Source organism: Endozoicomonas sp. PH6C (assembly GCF_059322965.1).
The window spans coordinates 4,591,891-4,612,565 of sequence record NZ_CP185342.1 but is presented as its reverse complement, the minus strand read 5'-3'; the positions used below and the strand labels follow the sequence as shown (position 1 = coordinate 4,612,565).

Here is a 20,675-nt window from a genome sequence, read left to right as displayed (position 1 = left end):
TTTCTGGAGAGGTATGCATTCCCACGCAGCCACAGGGCCTAAAAGCGTGAGAACGCGTTGTTGGAGTTTTGTACTGGTTTCTGATATCAAAGTTCGTCGCGGGTATTTTTACCTTTATCAAACTCGTGATCAGCCAGTGCTGCTTTCATAGCTGTGGAGGCGGCCTCAGGCGCCGCAGTCCCTGACTCAAATAAGGCACCCAGAGTGTAGGAGTAAGGAATACTTTCTGCGTGGGAGAATGACCATTTGGGCACATTTTCCTTGAAGTATTTCTCCCAGCTATTGTCGAACATCTTCATGGTGCGATCCCGGCGTTCACGGAACTGCAGATAGTTTTCGTGTCGAGTCCAGCCATACATCGTGTTATTTGCTTTAACGCGGTTTGCGTACTCTTCATCGGTTTCACTATAGCGTTGAGGTGTGGCAATGGCGGTACGTTTCACATATTCATCCTGGGTTTCACCGCCGCCGCGCCAGCGATTAATCCTGTCAAGGCTACGGCCCAGAGGTCCACCCAGCCATTGAGTGAGCATCTTGTTGTCGTTCATAAAGAAGTCGAAAGTGAGACCCGACGCCAGAGCGAAGCCGAAGGTTTGAGCATAGGTGAAACCGGATAGAAGTCCGTGGGCGTATGCTCCGACAGTGGCCACCGGACCCAGCACCAGACCAGCTGTGGCAGAGGCCAGCGTTTTTACTTTTTGTGGTGTCACACTGTTTAGCAGCGGTACCTGAACCCCTTGTCCGGAACCCATGGATTTCACTATTTCCGGCACCAGACGGGAAAGGCTGCGATAGCTGCGGGGGTTGGCATTGTACTGTCTGGTAAACAGCGCAGAGCCGGTTTTCAACAGAATGACTGAAGAAGCGGCTTTGCCCAGTGGCATGGCCAGCCCGCCCACTTCAGAGATTTGTTCAATGCCGCTGTGATAGGCATATTGGCCGGTTCGGTCAAGATCAACACCGTAGCGTTCCAGCCAGTGCTGGAAAGGTGTGAGCATTCTGTGCAGGTAATCACCTCTGTTGGTCAGATCCAGAAGATAGAGGAATGACATGTTTGCAAGGGACAGTTGGGCAGCCTGCCAGTCGCTATGAGTTGCCAGAAGAGGTTTGTAGCTGGAGTAGTACCAGGTGACAGCCTGTACCAGGAAGGCTGAAGGTTTGACCCAGTAATCATTGAGTTTCTGCTCAACCGCTGCGGAGTGAGCCTGCATCAATGTGTGATGGACAATCCTGATCAGCTCTGATTCAGACATCCCGACAGCATTGGCATAGGGTGTCAGGGTATCCTGAATATTGCTCAGGAAGGCTGCCGTCCTGCGGCCATTGTCAAAGGCAATATCATCAAGAACGTAGTTGGCGATGACAGCCGCTGCGTACTCTGTCATACCGGTAACCGATTCTTTCATCCCCGCCGGGCCAGTTGCAGTCACGGATACAGGAGTAAAGGCACTCTGTATGAGTTCTTCAACACCCTGGTCGGACAGCATCTGGACAACGGCTTTGAAGTCAGACACCCTGATGCCGTGTTTGTGGCCAAGGAAGTGTTCAAATTCATCCACTGTCTGATAGCCATCAACACCTTTGACAGCTTTCATGTAATTCTCAAGCTCAATCTTGCTGATCAGACCTTCACGCAGCAGAGCCATGATCTTGTTACCGCTGGCAGAACGGGTAGCGAAGTATTCCGAGAAGCTTTTCAGGTCCTTTGATTCTTGCTCGACGTAGTGAATGCCTGCTAAGCCCATGCCGCGAATTTCGACGTCGTATTGTCGGGCCCCGGCTTCTAAGTGCATCCTGGCCCTGTCCGTCAGAATCTCGATTTCTTTCAGCACATTCCGGGGTTGATCTTCTACAGACCCGGATGGGGATTCCGGGAAGGTGGCCTTCAGGTCATTGAAAATTTCCACAATCCGACCGGCCTGTTCAAACGTCAGTTTGTCTCCGATCATTGCCTGCAGGTGAATGGCTGCAAATTCATCGTTAAAATCGAAACTCGTAAAGAATGGTATTGCCTTGCCACGCTCTATCGCTGCTTCTGTCAGGCCAATTGCGGCTTCCAGAGCTCGTTTTTTGAGAGGGTGCTGCTTCGTGAATTTGTGGATGGCGTTCAGAACTTTTTCCTGATCCGGGGAGTACTGGAAGGGACCGCCATCACCTATGACGGCTTTTTCTGCAGTATTCAGGGCTTCCTTCAGTTTCACAATGTCTGCTTTTTGGGTTTCAATTTCACCTTCCAGGCGAGCCTGTTCCTGAATCTCTGCCAGTGATCCGAGGTCATCTTTTATCCGGGTGTTCAGATTTTTTGCGGCAGCTTCGTCGTTTTCATCCGGAACAGGGTGAACGTCATTGGCAATCATAACGGCCAATTTTTTGCGTGGAAGATCATTCAGCTTACGATGAAGCCATTCCAGCTTGGTTTCAGCTGCCAGTATTGCTCGCCTGGCCATGGCAACATCACGATCAAGAACGTAGCGGGGTTTAGGTCCCAGGCGAGCCATTTGCCTGTCAAGCGCATCATCGATAGCTGCGATACGCTCATTAACGTCAAGCTGGACCGCTTTGAAAAATTCTGCCTCCAGCTGCTCAAGTTTTGCCTCAATCAGACTATTTTGTTCGTCTATACCGGCATCATCTCCATAGTCCTTAATATCAAGTTGCTCAGCAATTTTATTGTTTTTGATCCTTCTGACACCTTCATCGTCATGGATTTCGTTTACTTCTACCCTTAATTTCTGAATTCTGCTTCTCAGTGCGTACTGTTTAGACAGTTTTGAATCGTCGTCATAAAACTCTATCTGCAGATCAGTGGCCAGTTTGGCCAGGAAAGTTTTGCCTCTTGCTTTTGCAGCAGGGTTTTTATCAGGATCGATATTGAGCTCTTTCTCCAGAGCAACAAGGTACTCTGCCTGTTTTTCTATGGCTCGCTTATCCGATTCTTTGACTATAAAGATAAGACGATCACGAATACATAAGAGTCTGAGATCCATTCTCACCTGCTCCAGATTTTCCCGCGACCTGTCAATTTCCGGCCAGAGGTTCATGTCCATCTGATCCAGCTGATAATTGGAGATATCACCATCATCAAGCCTTGTAAGAACGCTCTTCAGTCTTGCTGCCTTGTGATCATCTTCATCGGCTTTGATGTTGAGTAAGTTTTCCAGATAACTCAGTGTCATCAGGGCCTTATTCTCTGAGTGCTTTCTGGCTTCTCTGATGAATGCCCTCATGTCTGCAGAAATGTACAGGCGACGCAAATACACATCTTGCTCCTTAGTGAGGCGTTCATTCTTCAGTACTTTTTCTGCGGCACGAAGTGTTCTCAATACTTCAGACATGGCTTTTGGATGGCCTGGTGTTCTGATGTCTTCCAGTTCTTGTTCCAGCTCTCCAAGCTGGGAGAGCTTGTCATGAACTATTAACTCCAGGGCGGCACGATCTTCAGGAACCTGATCTAAACCAATAACCGCTGCCAGAGCATCTTTTCTGGCCAGGGTGTAAGAATGCTCTATATCCTGTTGATTGGCCATTGCATAAAGTTGTTGACGCAGATCTTGCTCCCGGGCATTTATTTCCTCAAATTTTTGAATCAGGAGTTCTTGTTGAACGTCAATATTTGCATGGCTATCAAAACCCTCAATGTTTGAATGTTCAGCAATGGTTGCAAAGCGGGCTTTTATTTCAGCTTCTTTTTCAGCGCTTGTCCCAGTGCTCTGTTGCTGAAGAAGTTGCTGAAGATTTTGCTGAAGATGTTGCTTTTGTTGAGTGATCCGGGCTAACCGCTGCTTAATGTCTCGTTTAACGGATTTATGAAGGACTTCCGGTTCATTGTCTGAAGTAAAATCGTACCAGCTTGCAATGGCAGGCAGTTTTTTCTTTAATTTTTCTTCCTGATAGTGTGCTGTTGAGGCAATGGAAGCTGTTGCAAACGGCGTTGCGCTGACGGGTGTTGAGGCAATGGAAGCTGTTGCAAGCGGCATTGCGCTAACGGGTGTTGAGACAATAGAAGCCGTTGCAACTGGCATTGCGCTAACGGGTGTTGGGGCAATCGAAGCTGTCGCAACCGGCGTTGCGCTAACCGGTCTTGAGGCAATGGATTTTACGGTAACCGATATACCGGCAACATCTCCATAGTCCTCTTCTCTGGTATCAGGGAATTGTGGTTTCCGTTTTGAAAGAAGCAGATCCTGTTGAAGATTTAGTTTCTTGAGTTCTTGAAGCAGATGTTTTTGTTGATCGCCAATATCTGCATTGCTATCAAAATTCTCAATGTTTAAATGTGCGGCAATGGTTGCATAGCGGGCTTTGATTTCAGCTTCTATTTCAGCCTCTGTGCCTATGCTCTGTTGCTGAAGAAACTGCTGTTGTTGAGCGATTTGGGCATTCTGCTCCCCAAGGTGTTGCCTAATGGTCTGACAGCGAACTTCCGGGTCTCTTTCGATACCAGGGGTCAGGCCGAGCTGACCTTCAATCCAGGCCAGTTTATTCTTGACTTCGCTAAAATCGGCTAATTCTGCATGTTTTTGCTGCAGGTACTGTTGCACAAACTGACAGCGGGCAAGCAGATCATTTTCGTCGTCTGGAGTAATATTGTGCCTGCTTTCAATGGCCGCCAGAGTTTCTTTGAAAGCTTCTTGCGGAGTTTGTGCGGTTGCGGCATTCGTTGTGGTCACCGATAATGTTGCAGTCACCAATGATGTTGCGATAACCGGTGTTGGGGCAATCGTTGTCGGGGTCATTGATGATGCGGTAATCTGAGCTACGGTCGCCGGTTGCTTGAGACCACGAATTTTCTGTCTAATGAGGCTGTCTTGTTGTTCCAGTGGCTGGGTATCATCCCAGTCATCAATTTCGAGCGCTGCTGCCAACTGAATGTTGTAATTTTTTCTGTTTTCCTCCATTGACTCAGGGGCTTCTTTTTTCGGTATTGAAATTCGATTAACTTCATCCTGAAGAAACTTTAGCCAGTTTCTCCGTTTTGCCAGTTCTTCCTGGTTCTCAACATGTTGCAGATAAGCCCTGCGTGACTCCTTCTGAATGCCCTGATGCAGGCTCAGGAGGCGGACTTCAGGGTCATCTTCGTTTTCCGGAACCAGGCCGAGTTTATTTTCAAAGAAAGTCAGTCTTTCCAGAATTTCCGGATAGGGTAGTTCTTCGTTTTGTTCCAGGCGCTGTCGCCGTGGAGTGAAATGAAGGGCAGCCGGATCTTCTTCATCGACCGAAGTAATGCCGCGCTTTTGGCTAATGGTCGGCGGTTTTGCTTTTACAGCTTCTTCATCAGACTGTCCTGTTGTGGCAACCGATGGTTTTATTTCATTAATTTTTTCTCTAATGAGCCTGGCTTGTTCTTCGGATGACTGGCTATCATCCCAGTCATCCATACCAAGCTCTGCTGCCAGTTGCGCGTTGCGAACTTTTGTGGCATCGGCTCTGGCAGTGAGTATTTGTTGTTCCAGCTCTGAGATTCGTTTGTCTTCCTGTTGGTGTTGATTCTGAAAAGGTTGTTGAGCAGTCTCTGTTACCTGCTGCTTCAGGTGTTGCTGAATGGCCTGGTGACGGGCTTTAAGGTCATCATTGTTTTCCGGAACCAGACCGAGATGACTTTCAAAGACAGTCAGTTTTTCCCGAACTTCCTCATCGGCCAGTTCGGTGTTTCCTTGCAGCCGCTTTTGAATGAGCAGAAGGGTGGCCGGATTGTTTTTATTGACCGAAGCAATCCCACGCCTGCCACTAATGGCCGCGGATTCTGTCGTTACAGCTTCTTCATCAGGCTGACCTGTTGCGGCCATTGATCTGTATATGTCATTAATTTTTTCTTCTATGAGTCTGTGTTGTTCTTCGAGTGGCAGGAGTTCATTCCAGTCATCAATACCAAGCCTTGCTGCTGTATGAGCGTAGTTAGCCTGCCTGGCAACTCTCCTGACAGTAAGAAGTTGCTTTTGCAGCTCTGGAACCATATCGGCTTTCTGCACAAGCTTCTCTAACTGGTTTTCCTCTCCTATCTGCATGGCCGACGGTTCCGCCTCTAAAGTTTCTTCATCAGACTGAGCTGTTGTGACAACCGATGGTTTCATTTCATTAACTTTTTCTCTAATGAGCCTGGCTTGTTCTTCGGGTGACTGGGTATCATCCCAGTCCTCCATACCAAGCTCTGCTGCCAGTTGAGCGTTGCGAACTTTTGTGGCAACTGCTCTGGCAGTGAGTACTTGTCGTTTCAGCTCTGAAATTCGTTTGTCTTCCTGTTGCTGTTGATTCTGAAAAGGTTGTTGAACGATCTCGGTTATCTGTTGCTTGAGGTGCTGTTGAATGGTCCGGTGACGGGCTTTGAGGTCATCATTGTTTTCCGGAACCAGGCCGAGATGATCTTCGAAGATAGTCAGTTTTTCCCGAACTTCCTCATCGGTCAGTTTGGTGTTTCCTTGCAGCCGCTGTTGAATGAGCAGAAGGGTGGCCGGATTGTTTTTATTGACCGAAGCAATCCCACGCCTGCCACTAATGGCCGCTGGCTCTCCCGTTGCGGCTTCTTCATCAGGCTGACCTGTTGCGGCCATTGATCTGTATATATCATTAATTTCTTCTTCTATGAGTCTTTGTTGTTCTTCGAGTGGCAGGGTATCGTCCCAGTCATGAATACCAAGCCTTGCTGCTGTATGAGCGTAGTTAGTGTTCCTGGCAATTCTCCTGACAGTAAGAAGTTGCTTTTGCAGCTCTGGGACCGTATCGGCTTTATGCACAAGTTTCTCTACTCCAGTCTTCAGAAGCTTCTCCAACCGGTTTTTCCGTTCTTTCAGCTCTCTTTGATTGACATCAAATGCCTTTTGTTCAAGGTGCTTCAGAATGTTCTGGTGACGGGCTTCCAGGTCCTCTTCTTTATTCGGGACCAAGCCGAGCTGGTCTTCCAGGTCAGACAGTTTTTCCTGAAAGTCCTCGTCGGGTTGTTCCGGATTTTGTTGCCGCTGCTCGTGGGTGATCAGAAGGGGTTGTTGAACAATCTCGGGTGCCTGCTGCTTGAGGTGTTGCTGAATGGCCCGATGACGGGCTTCAAGGTCATCATTGTTTTCCGGAACCAGGCCGAGATGACTTTCAAAGATAGTCAGTTTTTCCTGCACTTCCTCATCGGATAGTTTGGTGTTTTGTTGCAGCTCCTTTTGAATGAACAGAAGGATCGCCGGATTGTTTTTATTGACCGAAGCAATAACACGCCTGCCACCAATGGCCGCCGGTTCTGCTGTTACAGTTTCTTCATCAGGATGGCCTGTTGCGGCCATTGATCTGTATATGTCATTAATTTTTTCTTCTATGAGTCTGCGTTGTTCTTCGAGTGGCCGGGCTTCATCCCAGTCATCAATACCAAGCTTTGCTGCTCTCTGGGCGCAGCGAATTTTTCTGGCATATCTCTTGACAGTAAGAAGTTCCTTTTCCAGCTCTGGAACCCTACCGGCTTTCTGCACAAGTTTCTCTAACTGGTTTTCCTCTCCTATCTGCAGAAGCATCTCTAAGCGTTTTTTTCGTTCTTTCTGCTCTCGTTGATAGGCATCAAATGTCTTTTGCTCAAGGTGTTTCAGAATGTTCTGATGACGGGCTTCCAGGTCCTCTTCTTTATTCGGGACCAAGCCGAGCTGGTCTTCCAGGTTAGACAGTTTTTCCCGAAAGTCCTCGTCGGGTTGTTCCGGATTTTGTTGCAGCTGCTCGCGGGTGAGCATAAGGGTTTGCAGCTGGTCTTCACTGACCAAAATAATGCGACGTTTGTTGCCAGTGCCCGGCGGTTTTGCTTTTACAGTTTCTTCATCAGGCTCTTCTGTTGCGGCAACCGATGGTTTGATTGCCTGAATTTTTTTTCTGATGAGTCTGGCTTGTTCTTCCAGTGGCAGGGTATCGTCCCAGTTCTCAATACCAAGCTCTGCTGCCGTTTGAGCGTTGCGGTCTTTTGTGGCATCTGTTCTGGCATCATGAACCTTTTGTTCCAGCTCTGGAATTCGTTTGGCTTCCTGCTGAAGTTTCTGTAACTGGTTTTTCTGTTCTTCCTGCTCCTGTTGATCCTGAAAAAGTTGTTGAGCGGACTCGCGCCCCATCTGCCTGAGAAGTTCGAGAATGCTACGGAAGCGGGCTATAAGGTCTTCTTTGTTATCCGCTGTCAGGCCGAGCTTATCTTCTGCCATAGCCAGTGCCTGTTGAGCCCCCTTAAAGGCTGGCTCTGACTTTTGTAGCAACTGCTCGTAAATGGAACTGAAGCGGGCATCCAGATCGTCTTTATCGGCCGGAGTAATTTGGAAAATGGTTTCAATGGCTGCCATTTCCATACGTATAGCCTGTTTATAAAAATCAGCTTTTCCTGTTGCCGCCACCATTTGGTTGATTTCATCAATTTTATTTATGATTATTCTGGCTTGTTCTTCGGTTGGCTGGGTATAATCCCAGTTCTCAATACCAAGCTCCTTTGCCAGTTGACTGTTGTATACTTTTGAGGCGTCTGCCCTGGCATCAAGAACTTGTTTTTCCAATGCCGGAATTCGTTCGACTTCCTGCTGCAGTTTCTGTGACCGGTTTCGCAGTTCTTCCAGCGCTTTACGACTCTGCGCAAGCTCATGTTTGAGTTCAAGGGCTCTGAGTTTTTCCTTTGCATTGTCCTCCAGGTGTTTTAGAAGCCTGTTGTACTCGCCTTCTTTTGTCCGCAGCGCCTCTATTTTGTTATAGGTATTAATCATCTGCGCTGACATGCCTTTCACGACTTTGGCAGCAAACTCTTCATCTCCATCGACCTGCACTTTGTGGATAACTCTGATAAAGGGTATCAATTCCTCCATACTCTGAATAAAGCGCTGGTCAGTCAGAAGAGTTTTCATTGCGCTACGGAAACCGAAGTGTCTTACCAGTTGATAATGTATCCAGGTTGGCGTGAGGACTGATGAAGTGACTTTGAGATGTTCTAATGTGAGTTCAAATTCATCCGTTCTATAAGGCCTGGCGCTGTATAATGCCTGCCGGAGAGATTCATAGTATGCAAGCGAAGTCAGTTTATCCTTGCTGAATTCAGTATTGCCCTGGGCAGCCAACTCCTCCAGCAGTGCCCACTGCCTGCTTCGAATAACATGCTGGTAGCTTTTGACCTTATATGTTTTAACCTTTGTTGTTGCGTGAGTGAGGCCATCAGGCTCAGCTTCTGCCAGAAGTTTATAGAGGTTTTCTACAAAAGCGACATCGGCTGGATTCAGTTTCTGACTATAGAAGACAATAGTATCTTCCAGAGTATGACTGGGTACCAGCTTTGGATAACCCGAAGGCGCAGGGTAAACCCTTGTGGAATCTTCTCTTTGCATAACATATCCGACGGGTTTGCTCAGTGCCAGCAGTCTATCAAGAGCTTCCTGTTGCAACTCCTCTTTCAGGACATGAACCTGGATGTAGGCCGAGGTGGCTGCGGCCAGAAGCGCTTCATCATTGACAAAGAGCGATTGAGTAAGGCGGTTCAGTTCAGGGGGTTGATCGCCCGAAGCGATGAGACGCATAAACGTTCGCCCATTCACTTCAACGGGTTCTACTTTAATGGTGGCGAGGGCAACATAGTAGTTGCTTGTGCCGAGGTCTCCTGCTCTGTCATCGGCACCTTCCAGGACTGCATGCAGTTGTTCGGGTCTGGCTATTTTCGTTGAGGGTTCTAATGACGGTTTGACCGTTAATTGATCACGAACAGCGTCAACGGTCTCCTGGTCGGTCATTCCGGCTCTGACTTCAATGATCAGTTTCGTTTCTTCAAGGCTATGGGTGAACCTGAAGACTTCCTCATCGCCTACCTTCAGGACTTTGGTGTATTTCTGAGCAATGTCATTCTCGCCTGTTTCAAACAGATCAACACTGGTGACGTCAGCACTAACGGCAGAAAGAATGTCTGTAAAACCCTCAGAGGGAACCGCATAGCCTTCTCTGTCTTGAGTCTGATCAAGGTAAGTAGTGGTAAAGGATTTGGGTATTGGTTGCTGGTCACCCGCTAAAGTTGGCTGAACACTGACCAGACTCTGTGTAAACGACAAATGTCCTTCGTTAGAGATATCAAGAGATTTTGTCTGCAGCTTGCGCTCGGTTATTGCCTGTGTACTGATGATGGAAGAGCTGAGGGCAATGGCTACTGCAAGGCTTAATGCATTGGGGCGGGCATTTGTCATTCTACTACCTCAGAGTTGGTACTTTGATTACAGTGAAAAGTGTTTGCCACACCTGGCGAGGAAACAGCTTACAAAGGCTCTTGGCTGTCAATCGCTCATGGCTGTTCCGGTAAGCTGTTGAGAGAATTTAGTTCACAGTGGCAAATCCGCTAGCTGTTAAGCGAATTTAATTCACGTGGCAAAGTTCAATGCCAGTGAAATTACAACTCGTTCCTACGCTCTGCGTGGGAATGCATACCTCCCCCAACCGGTGCTGCTTTCACGGTTGCGGAAGGTTGCTCAGGCTCTGCGGTCCCCGACTCAAAAAAGGCACCCAGAGTGTAGGAATAAGGAATACTTTCTGCATGGGAGAACGACCATTTGGGCACATTTTCCCTGAAGTATTTCTCCCAGCTATTCTCGAACAGTTTCATGGTTCGATCACGGCGTTCACGGAACTGCAGGTAGTTTTCGTGTCGAGTCCAGCCATACACAGTGTCGTCTGTCTTAACGCGGCTTGCGTACTCTTCTTCGGTTTCACTATAGCGTTGAGGTGTCGCAATGGTCGTACGTTTCAGATATTCATCCTGGGTTTCACCGACGCCGCGCCAGCGATTAATCCTGTCAAGGCTACGACCCAGAGGTCCACCCAGCCATTGAGTGAGCATCTTGTTGTCGTTCATGAAGAAGTCGAAAGTGAGACCGGACGCCAGAGCAAAGCCAAAGGTTTGAGCATAGGTGAACCCGGATATAAGACCCTGGGCGTATGCTCCGACAGTGGCTACCGGACCCAGCACCAGACCGGCTGTGGCAGAGGCCAGCGTTTTTACTTTTTGTGGTCTCACCCTGTTCAGCAGCGGTACCTGAACCCCTTGCGCGGAACCCATGGATTTCACTATTTCCGGCACCAGACGGGAAATGCTGCGATACCTGTGTGGGTTGGCATTGTACTGTCTGGCAAACAGCGCAGAGCCGGTTTTTAACAGAATGACTGATGAAGCGGCTTTGCCCAGTGGCATGGCCAGTCCGCCCACTTCAGAGATTTGTTCAATGCCGCAGTGATAGGCATATTGGCCGGTTCGGTCAAGGTCAACGCCGTAGCGTTCCAGCCAGTGCTGGAAAGGTGTGAGCATTCTGTGCAGATAATCACCCCTGTTGGTCAGGTCCAGCAGATAGAGGAACGACATGTTTGAGAGGGATAGCTCGGCAGCCCGCCGAGCGTTAGTGCTCACCAGCAGTGGTTTGTAGCTGGAGTAATACCAGGTGACAGCCTGTACCAGGAAGGCTGAAGGTTTGATCCAGTAATCCGACAGCTGCCGCTCAACCGCCGCAGCATGAGCCTGCATCAATGTGTCATGGACAATCTTGATCAGGTCTGATTCAGACATCCCGACAGCATTGGCGTAGGGGGTCAGGGTCTCCTGAGCATTGGCCAGAAACGCTGCCGTCCTGCGGCCATTGTCAAAGGCAATATCATCAAGAACGTAGTTGGCGATGACTGCAGCTGCGTACTCTGTCATGCCGACAACCGACTCTTTCATACCTGCCGGGCCAGTTGCAGTAGCGGCTACAGGAGTGAAGGCACTCTGCATGAATTCCTCAGCACCCTGATCCGACAGCATCTGGACAACTTTCCTGAACTCAGTCATATGGATGCCGTGTTTGTAGCCAAGGAAGTGTTCAAATTCATCCACTGTCTGATGACCATCGACAACTCTGACAGCTTTCATGTAGTTCTCAAGTTCAATTTTGCTGATCAGACCTTCCCGCAGTAGAGCCATTATCCTGTTACCGCTGGCAGAATGGGCCTCGAAGTATTCCGAGAAGTCTTTCAGGTCCTTTGGTTCATGCCCGACGAAGTGAATGGCTCTTCTGCCCATGCTGTGAATTTCGTCGTCGTATTGTTTAGCCCCGGTTTTCATCTCATTCCAGGCTCTGTCTGCCAGAGCCTGGACTTGTTCAATGACATTCTGAGGCTGATCTTCCAGAGGCTCGGCAGGGAAGCTCGTTTTCAGATTTTTGAAGACTTCCACAATCTGACCGGCCCGATCAAATGTCAGATCGTCCCTCACCAGCGCCTGCAGGCCAAGTGGTGCAAATTCATCGTCAAAATCGAAAGTCGCAAGGTTGGGTATTGTCTTACCGGTGTTGATTGCTGACTCTACCTGACCCAGTGCAGCATCCAGAGACTGTTGCTTTTTAGCCACGGCAGGAGGCCGATCTTCCATAGGTACGACAGGGGTGAGCGGAAAAATCTTCTTCAGGTTCTTGAAGACTTCTACAATCCGACTGGCCTGATTAAACGTCAGTTCGTCTCCGGCCAGTGCCTGCAAGCGAATCGGTGCAAATTCATCGTCAAAATCGAAAGTCGTAAGGTCTGGTATTACCTTACCGCTGTTTAATGCTGATTCTGCCAGACCCAGTGCGGCATCCAGAGCCTGTTGTTTGAGAGAGTGCTGCTGCGTGAAGGTGCCCATATCGGCCAGAACGTTGGCTTGTCTCGGCGAGAACTGGAATGGACCGACGTTATTTTCGATGGCTTCCTCTGCTGTCCTCAGGACTTCATCCATTCTTTCCAGCCAACTTTCACTTTTTTGTATTGCTTGTCTGGCTCTGGCTAGCTCACGTTCAAGAACATATCGGGGTTTGGGTCCCAGCCGGGCCATTTGCCTGTCAAGTTCATTCTCAATGCCGGCGATACGATCATTAACCTCAGGTTGATCCTCATTGATCATTTCTTTGTCCAGCTGTCGGAGTTTTGTTGCAATCACACTGTTCTGGTTTTCGATAGGGTCATCTGCTTTATAATCCTCAATGTTGAGTTGCTGAGCTATTTCATTGTTCCAGGCTCTTCTGGCAGCTTCATCGTCGAAGAGTGCCTCTGATTTTTCGATTAATTCCTGAATGTTGGTTCTCAGGGTATTTTTCTGATCAGACAGGTCGTCATCCATGTCAAATGCTGCATGCAGATCTTTTGCCAGTTTGTCAGTGAAACTATTGCCTCTTTTTTTAGCAGCAGAGTTTTCGCTAATGTCGATGTTCAGCCTGTCCTCTAACGTTTTTAGTATCGCTTTTTGTTGTCTTATGGCTCGCTCATTCGCGTCTTTCAGTGCCTCTCCCTCTGCCTGTTGACTGACTTTTGTGATGTATCTCTGAATTTCCCCGGAAATGGCTTCACGACGGTAGTACAAATCGTCCTCTCTACCGAGGATATTCATCGCCAGGGCTTTTTCCACGGCAGTCAGTTTTTCAATGACTTCAGGCATGGCTTCTGGGTCAACGGGTGTTCTGATGTCTTTCTCCGTTATGAGCTTTAACTGCTTTCTGACCTGGATGAGTTCGCCTTTTGTTGCCAGATTCTCTGCCAGTGAGCTTTCCCATTCAATCAGCTGTTGGGTCATATCGCTCAGGACTTTGGACAGAAACGGGTCGTCGTTGCGAAGGGCATTTCTTTGTGAGGCGTCAACAGAGGGTAGATGATTCAGAATACTCTTAACAAAATGCTGTTCAGTCAGACTATCTCTGAGCATGGGTTTGAAGCTGAAGTATTTTGCCAGTTGAATCTGCTGCCAGGTTGGCGTAATGGCTAATGAAGTGAGCCTGATGTGTTCCAGTGTGAGCCCAAATTGATTCGTTCGAGCCGCTGCAGCAGGAGTGGCACTGACCAATGCCTGCTGAAGAAATTCATAGTATCCAAATGCATGCATCGCCTCCCTGTCTTCGTTTGTCATCGTCGGCGGTTGGTCATTGTTAAATCCACCCGTGTCGTGCAATAACCTCCTCCAGCAGAGCCATCTGCTTGCTTCGTATGACGTACTGGTAGCTTCTGACTTTTATGACCAGTTCGTTTTCTGCAAGGTTATGGGTAAACCTGAAGATGCCATCGTCACCCATTTTCAGGACTTTGGTGTATTTCTGAGCAACGTCATTCTCGTCTGTTGCAAACACATCAACAACAGAAACGTCCTCAAGAGCGTCAGCAAGAGCTTCCGTAAAGCCCACAGAATTAAAGTGATGGCTAAACCTGTCAGGAGGCTGAGCAGGGTAGGTGATGGATTTGGGTATTGGTTGCTGGTCATCCCCTGAAGTTGGCTGAACCCTGACCTCACTCAGGGTCATCTCCACATGTCCATTGCCCGGTATATTGGCAGCTTTTATCTGCAACTTGCGATCGGCCAGTGCCTGTGAACTAATGATGGAAGAACTGATTGCAACGGCCACTGCAAGACTTAATGCATTGGGGCGGGCATTTGTCATTCTACTACCTTATAGCTGAGTATTTTTATTACTGTGGCAAGTGACTTACACCTTGGGCGGTGAAACGGCTGCTAATTGCTCATGGCTGTTAATCGCTCATGGCTGTTTCGATAAGCCGTTGAGAGAATCTAGTTCATTGCGGCAAATCCGGTAAGCTTATCCCTTTCATCAGAGTTCGTTGCGGGTGTTCTTATTTTTATCTGGATCGAACTTCTCAACGTCATGATCAGTTGCTGCCGCCTTCCGATCGTAGAAGACACCCAGGGTGTAAGAGTAGGGAATACTTTGTGCGTGGGAGAATGACCATTTAGGCACATTGTCCCTAAAGTATTTCTCCCAGCTTTTCTCAGACAGTTTCATGGTGCGATCACGGCGTTCACGGAACTGCAGGTAATTCTCGTGCCGCGTCCAGCCATGCACCGTGTTTTTTGCATTAACACGGTTTACATACTCTTCATCGGTTTCATTGAAGCGTTGAGGTAAAGCAATTGCCTTGGGTTTCGCGCACTTATTTCGCGTTTTTATCGCGCATCTCCAGCGCTTCACATTGTCAAGACTGCGGCCCACAGGTCCACCCAGCCACTGAGTGAGCATCTTGTTGTCGTTCATAAAGAAGTCGAAAGTGAGACTCGACGCCAGGGCCAATCCGAAGGTTTGAGCATAGGTGAATCCGGATATAAGGCCGTGGGCGTATGCTCCCACAGTAGCTACCGGACCCAGCACCAGAGCGGCTGCGGCAGAGGCCAGCGTTTTTACTTTTTCGGGTGTTACCCTGTTTAGCAGCGGTACCTGAACCCCTTGTCCGGAACCCATGGATTTCACTATTTCGGGCACCAGACGGGAAAGGCTGCGATAGCTGTGTGGGTTGGCATTGTATTGTCTGGCAAACAGCATAGAGCCGGTTTGCAGCAGAATGACTGAAGAAGCGGCCTTGCCCAGGGGCATGGCCAGTCCGCCCACTTCAGAGATTTGTTCAATGCTGGTGTGGGAGGCATATTGCCGTCTTCGGTCAAGGTCAACACCGTAATGTTCCAGCCAGTGCTGGAAAGGTGTCAGCATCCGGTGCAGGTAATCACCCCGGTGGGTCAGATCCAGAAGATAGAGGTACCACATGTTTGTCAGGGACAGCCTGGCAGCCTCCAGAGCGGTACGGGTCACCAATAGAGGTTTGTAGCTGGAGAAGTACCAGGTGACAGCCTGTACCAGAGAGGCTGAAGGTTTGACCCAGTAATCAGTCAGCTGGTGCTCAAGGGCTGCAGCATGTGCCTGCATCAGTGTATCATTGAGAGCCATGATCAGGTCTGATTCAGACAGGCCAGCGGCATTGGCATAAGGTGTCAGGGTATTCTGAACATGGGTCAGAAATGCAGCCGTCCTGCGGCCATTGTCAAAGGCAATATCGTCAAGAACGTAGTTGGCGATGACAGCAGCTGCGAACTCTTTCATACCAGCAACCGACTCTTTCATACCTGCCGGGCCCGTTGCAGTGACGGTGACAGGAGTAAAGGCAATCTGCATAAATTCCTCAGCACCCTTGTCGGACAGCATCAGGATAACGGCATTCAAGTGAGGCAGATTGACGCCGTGTTTATAGCCAAGGAAGTGCTCAAATTCTTCCACTGTCTGATAACCATCGACACCTCTGACGGCCTTCATGTGGTTCTCAAGTTCAACCTTGCTGATCAGACCTTCACGAACCAGAGCTGTGATCCTGTTACTACTGGCATAACGGTTAGCGAAGTATTCCGGGAAGCCTTCCTGGTCCTTTGCTTCATGCTCGACGAAGTGCATGGCTATTTCGCCCATGCCGCTAATGACTTGGTCGTATTCTTGAGCCCCGTTTTGCAGCTCATCCCGGGCATCGTTCACCAGCCACTGAATTTTTGTCAGGACTATCGGAGGCTGAAATTCTAAAGGCTCAGGGTGAGCCGGAAAGTTATGGAGGGCCGGAAAGGTCTTCTTCAGGCTCCTGAAGACTTTCACAATCCGATTGGCCTGACCAACTGCCAGACCGTCTCCGACCAGTCCCTGCAGGTGAAAAGGCGCAAGTTCATCGTCAAAATTGAACGTCGTGAACTGGAGTTTTGGCTTACCGCTTTTCACTGCTAATTCTGTCAGACCTATGGCGGCTTCAAGCGCTTGTCTCTTGAGAGTGTGCTGCTGCATGAAGTCTTGTATACGGGTCAGAACTCTTACCTGTCTGGGCGTAAACTGAAAGAGACCGCCATCATTTTCCACGGCTTGCTCTGCAACATTCAGGTCTTCCTTCATTCTTGCAATGTCTGCTTCCCTGGTTTTAATCTCACCTTCCAGGCGGGCCTGTTCCTGAGTCAGTTGCTGGATTTTGCCGCCGTTACCATCATGCCCGCCCAGTTCTGCCTGATGGTTTCTCAGGGCATTAACCCGTTGTTCACTGCTGTCAGTAAAGTCAGGTTTAAGACCCATGGCTTCTTCAATAGCGTTAAGAGCTGCCTTATGATAATCCCTCAGAACCTCTTGTGCTTTTGAAACGGCATCACTTTTTTGCTTCAGGGCTAAATCCAGGCGAGCTATTTCGTTCTCTTGTAAGGCTTTAGCCTTCTCATCAATATTTTCAGAATGGATCATCTCCTGTTTTTTAAGATCCAGGTGTTCTTGTGCATTCCTCTCTTCATGCCGTGCATAGGTCACTTCCATACTTTTTTTGTGGTGCTCATGCAGGAATTCCGTAATTTGAGCGTACTTTTTCCTGATGAGAGGCAGTTCCCCCAAGGTTTCATCGAATTGATCAGTTTCGTCCCCGCCAGAAGTCTGTACGTTGGCTCTAATGGTAATAGCGCTATCAGCCTCATCCCGTAAATCAAATATAACTGGTTTGCGAGCCAGACCTCTCAGTTTGCGATGAACCTCTGTAAGCTCACTTTCAGCTTTTTGTAGTACCCGTCTGGCGACGGCTAGCTCACGATCAAGGACGAATCGGGGTTTAGGTCCCAGGCGGGCCATATGCTTGTCAAGCTCATTTTCAATAGCTGTGATACGCTCATTGATGTCAGGCTGGCCCGCATTGAGAAGTTCTTTTTCCAGCTGTCGGAGTTTTGTTTCAATCACACTGTTCTGGTTTTCGATAGAGGCATCTTCTTGATAATCCTCAATGTTAAGTTGATGAGCTATTTTATTGTTCCAGGCTCTTCTGGCAGCTTCATCGTCGTAGAGAGCGTCTGATTTTTCGATTAATTCCTGAATTTTGGTTCTCAGGATATCTTTCTGATCAGACAGGTCGTCATCCATGTCAAATGCTACATCCAGAACTTTTGCCAGTTTGACAGTGAAAGTCTTGCCTCTTTCTTTAACAGCAGAGCTTTTGCTCATGTCGATGTTCAGCTTGTCCTCTATGGCGGCAAGCAAACTTGCCTGTTTTTCTATGGTTTGCTTATCCAGGGACGAATCTTCGACTCTATATTCGAGAATTGCCCGAAGCTTGCTGAGATTGAGATCCCTCTCGTTCAGAGCTGTGCTGTCATCTTTCCAGAGGGTCTGACTTATCTGATCCAGCATAGCTTCTGAGACATCGTCGTCGTAAAGCAGGCTGCAAACCCGGGCAATTCTTGCTGCTTTGTCATTCTCTTCATTGAGTTTGATGTTGAGTATTTTTTCTACGGCTGGCAGCAGATCGGTCCCTTGTTCTCCGGCTGGCATATCCGGGTCAGGGTCTTCCAGTTTATAGTGAAGGTGAGCAAGAAGCCTGTTACGTTTGATATCTTTAGCGTCTGGATGAATTTTTCTTTCATGCATCCAGAGGATGATATCTATCCCATCCAGTATCTCATTCAGTACCTCATTTGAGAGATCAACCTTGTCAAGTATTATAAAAATTCTGGCGAGCCTTTTTTCTATGCCATCCTCTTTACTGACTTTCATATTGGAGGTTTCTTCCAAGGCTGTCAGTATGTCCAGGTTCTCTTGCTCTGTCAGCGACGTATCTTCTCTGATTCCTGTTGTTTTATCATTCTTGTCATTGACCTGGAGGTTGAGCTTTTCTTCTGCGACTTCCAGTACGTCCAGGGCCTTTTCTTCTGCCAGTTGTCTGTGGTCTCTGATGTACATCTGTAGGTTGTTTGAAATGTACTGGCGACGAAGATACACATCGTCATCTTGAGTAAGGCCCATCATCTCAAGGGCTTTTTCCACAGCTCTCAGTGTCTCAAGTATTTTCGGAACCGCTACAGAATCTTCCTCAGTCTGTCCTGCTGGTGGCTGGGTTTCGTCCAGGTTTTCAATACCAGGCTCTGTTGCCAGTTCAGTGTTGCGGGCCTTTATGACTTCTGCTCTGACATTAGCAACTTCTTGTTCCAGCTCCGGGATTCGTGCAACTTCCTCCCGAAGTTTCCGTATTTGTTTTTGCTGTTCTTCCATTGCATTAACAAGCTGATCAAGCTCCTTATCAGCCAGCTGCTTAAATTGAAGTGCTATGCGCTTTTGCCTTTCACTTTTAATGGCTTTCTCCGATGTGAGCTTTAACTGATTTCTAACCCGGGTGAGTTCGATTTCATTTTGCAGCAGCTCTTGCAGCTTGTTTTCCCTCTCAATCAGTTGTCTGGCTATGTCGCTCAAGACTCTGGAAGCAAAAAGTTCTCCTTCGTGAGAAACATCGGTCTTTAATACATAGGCAGCGGGTAAAAGGTTCAGAAAATTTTGAACAAAATGCTGGTTAGTCAGAAGATCTCTCAGTGCGGGTTTGAAGCTGAAGTGTTTTGCGAGTTGATTATGCATCCAGGCTGGCGTAATGAGAGACGCAGCGACTCTGAAGTGTTCTATTGAAAAATTAAATTCATCTGCCTGATCTGCAGTAGCACTGGTCAATGCTTGCTGGAGAGTTTCATAGAATGCAAGCACAAGTGTCGCCACCTGATCTTCCAATGCAAACCTCATCGGTTGAGCTTTGTTTACTGTAATATCGAGCCGCGCAACTAACTTCTCCAGCAGTTCCATCTGCCTGCTGCGAATAACGTACTGGTAGTTTTTGACTTTGTCTTTTTTAATCTGTGTTGATAATTCAGTAACGGGGGGATTAGCATCAGCTTTATCCACGATGTCAAAGAGTCCTTCCACAAAAGCGATATCGGTTGGATTCTGCTTCTGGCCATGGAAAACAACAATCTCTCCCGGAGCCTCAGTCACTTGCAGTTTTGGATAACCTGCAGGTACAGGATAAGTCTGCGTATCATCCCCAGTGTGTACTACATAGCCGACGGGTTTATGGTATGAAAACAGCTTATTCAGTACTTCCTGTTGCAGACCCTCACCCAGAACGTGAACCTGGACATAGGCAGAGGTGGCTGCTGCTAAAAGCACTTCATCATTGACGAAAAGCGATTGACCCAGACGTTGCAGTTCAGGAGGCTGGTCGCCTGCAGCAATAAGACGCATGAAGGTGCGCCCGTTCACCTCCACTTCTCCTGCTTGAAGAGTGGCAAGGACAGCATAGTCATCAACTTCGCCCAGGTTTCCTGCTCTTTCATTCGCCCCTTTCAGAACTGCCGCCAGATGTTCGGGGCTGGCAACTTTCGTTAACGGTTCTAATATCCGGTTGTCGTCTAATCGAGCGTGTACAGCTGCAATGGAATCCTGATGGGTCATTTTGTCTCTGACCTCAATGACCAGTCGTTCCTCTGCAAGGTTGTGAGTGAACTTGAAGATCCCTTCATTACCGACCTTGAGGACTTTGGTGTATTTCCGGGCAACGTCATTCTTGTCTGTTTCAAACAGATCAACAGTGGAAACACCTCCGTCGATGCCCGAAAGAACGTCTGTGAATCCTTCAGAGGGAACGTCATAGCCAGCTCTGGCCTGAGTCTGATCGGGGTAGGTGGTTGTGCAGGATTTGGGTATTGGCTGCAGGTCATCACCCAAGGTTGGCTGAACCATGACCTCACTATGGGTAAACTCCGCATGTCCAGTGCCGGTAATATCGACAGATTTTGTCTGCAGCCTTCGCTCGGCCAATGCTTGTGAAGCAATAATAGAAGAACTGATTGCAACGGTTACAGCAAGGCTTAATACATTGGGGCGAGTGTTTGTCATTCTATTACCTCAGGGCAGAGTACTTCCACTACCGTATATAGTGATTGCCAAACCGGGCGAGAAAGCGACTTCTAATTAATCATGGCTGTTAATCGCTTGTTAGAGCAGCTTCAGGTTCTTTTACCAGAGAAACCTATGTGGTCTCAGAAGGAAACGTTAAGCCTGGAACCATCACCGGTGTTTCATGGGGCACTGGTTCAGTATTGCTGGTCATTACTTGAC

At 48.3% G+C, this 20,675-nt stretch carries 4 protein-coding genes; all 4 read right to left on the bottom strand.

The window, feature by feature from the left end; all coding sequences use genetic code 11:
- Positions 1-86: 86 nt before the first annotated feature.
- Positions 87-10,157 carry a coiled-coil domain-containing protein gene (locus tag ACOMG9_RS17155; protein WP_494529153.1) on the bottom strand — a complete coding sequence of 3,357 codons (10,071 nt, stop codon included), beginning with the start codon at positions 10,155-10,157 and terminating at the stop codon, positions 87-89.
- Positions 10,158-10,357: 200 nt separating this feature from the next.
- Entirely contained in the window at positions 10,358-13,909 is a 3,552-nt protein-coding gene (locus ACOMG9_RS17150; protein ID WP_448217790.1) for a hypothetical protein, read from the bottom strand.
- Positions 13,887-14,393 (bottom strand): hypothetical protein, encoded by a 507-nt coding sequence (locus ACOMG9_RS17145; RefSeq protein ID WP_448217789.1) that lies wholly within the window; start codon positions 14,391-14,393, stop codon positions 13,887-13,889. Before ACOMG9_RS17145 ends, ACOMG9_RS17150 begins: the two co-directional genes overlap by 23 nt.
- 168 nt (positions 14,394-14,561) lie before the next feature.
- A complete protein-coding gene (locus ACOMG9_RS17140) occupies positions 14,562-20,453 on the bottom strand; it encodes a coiled-coil domain-containing protein (RefSeq protein ID WP_448217788.1) in 5,892 nt (1,963 codons plus the stop codon).
- Positions 20,454-20,675: the final 222 nt, after the last annotated feature.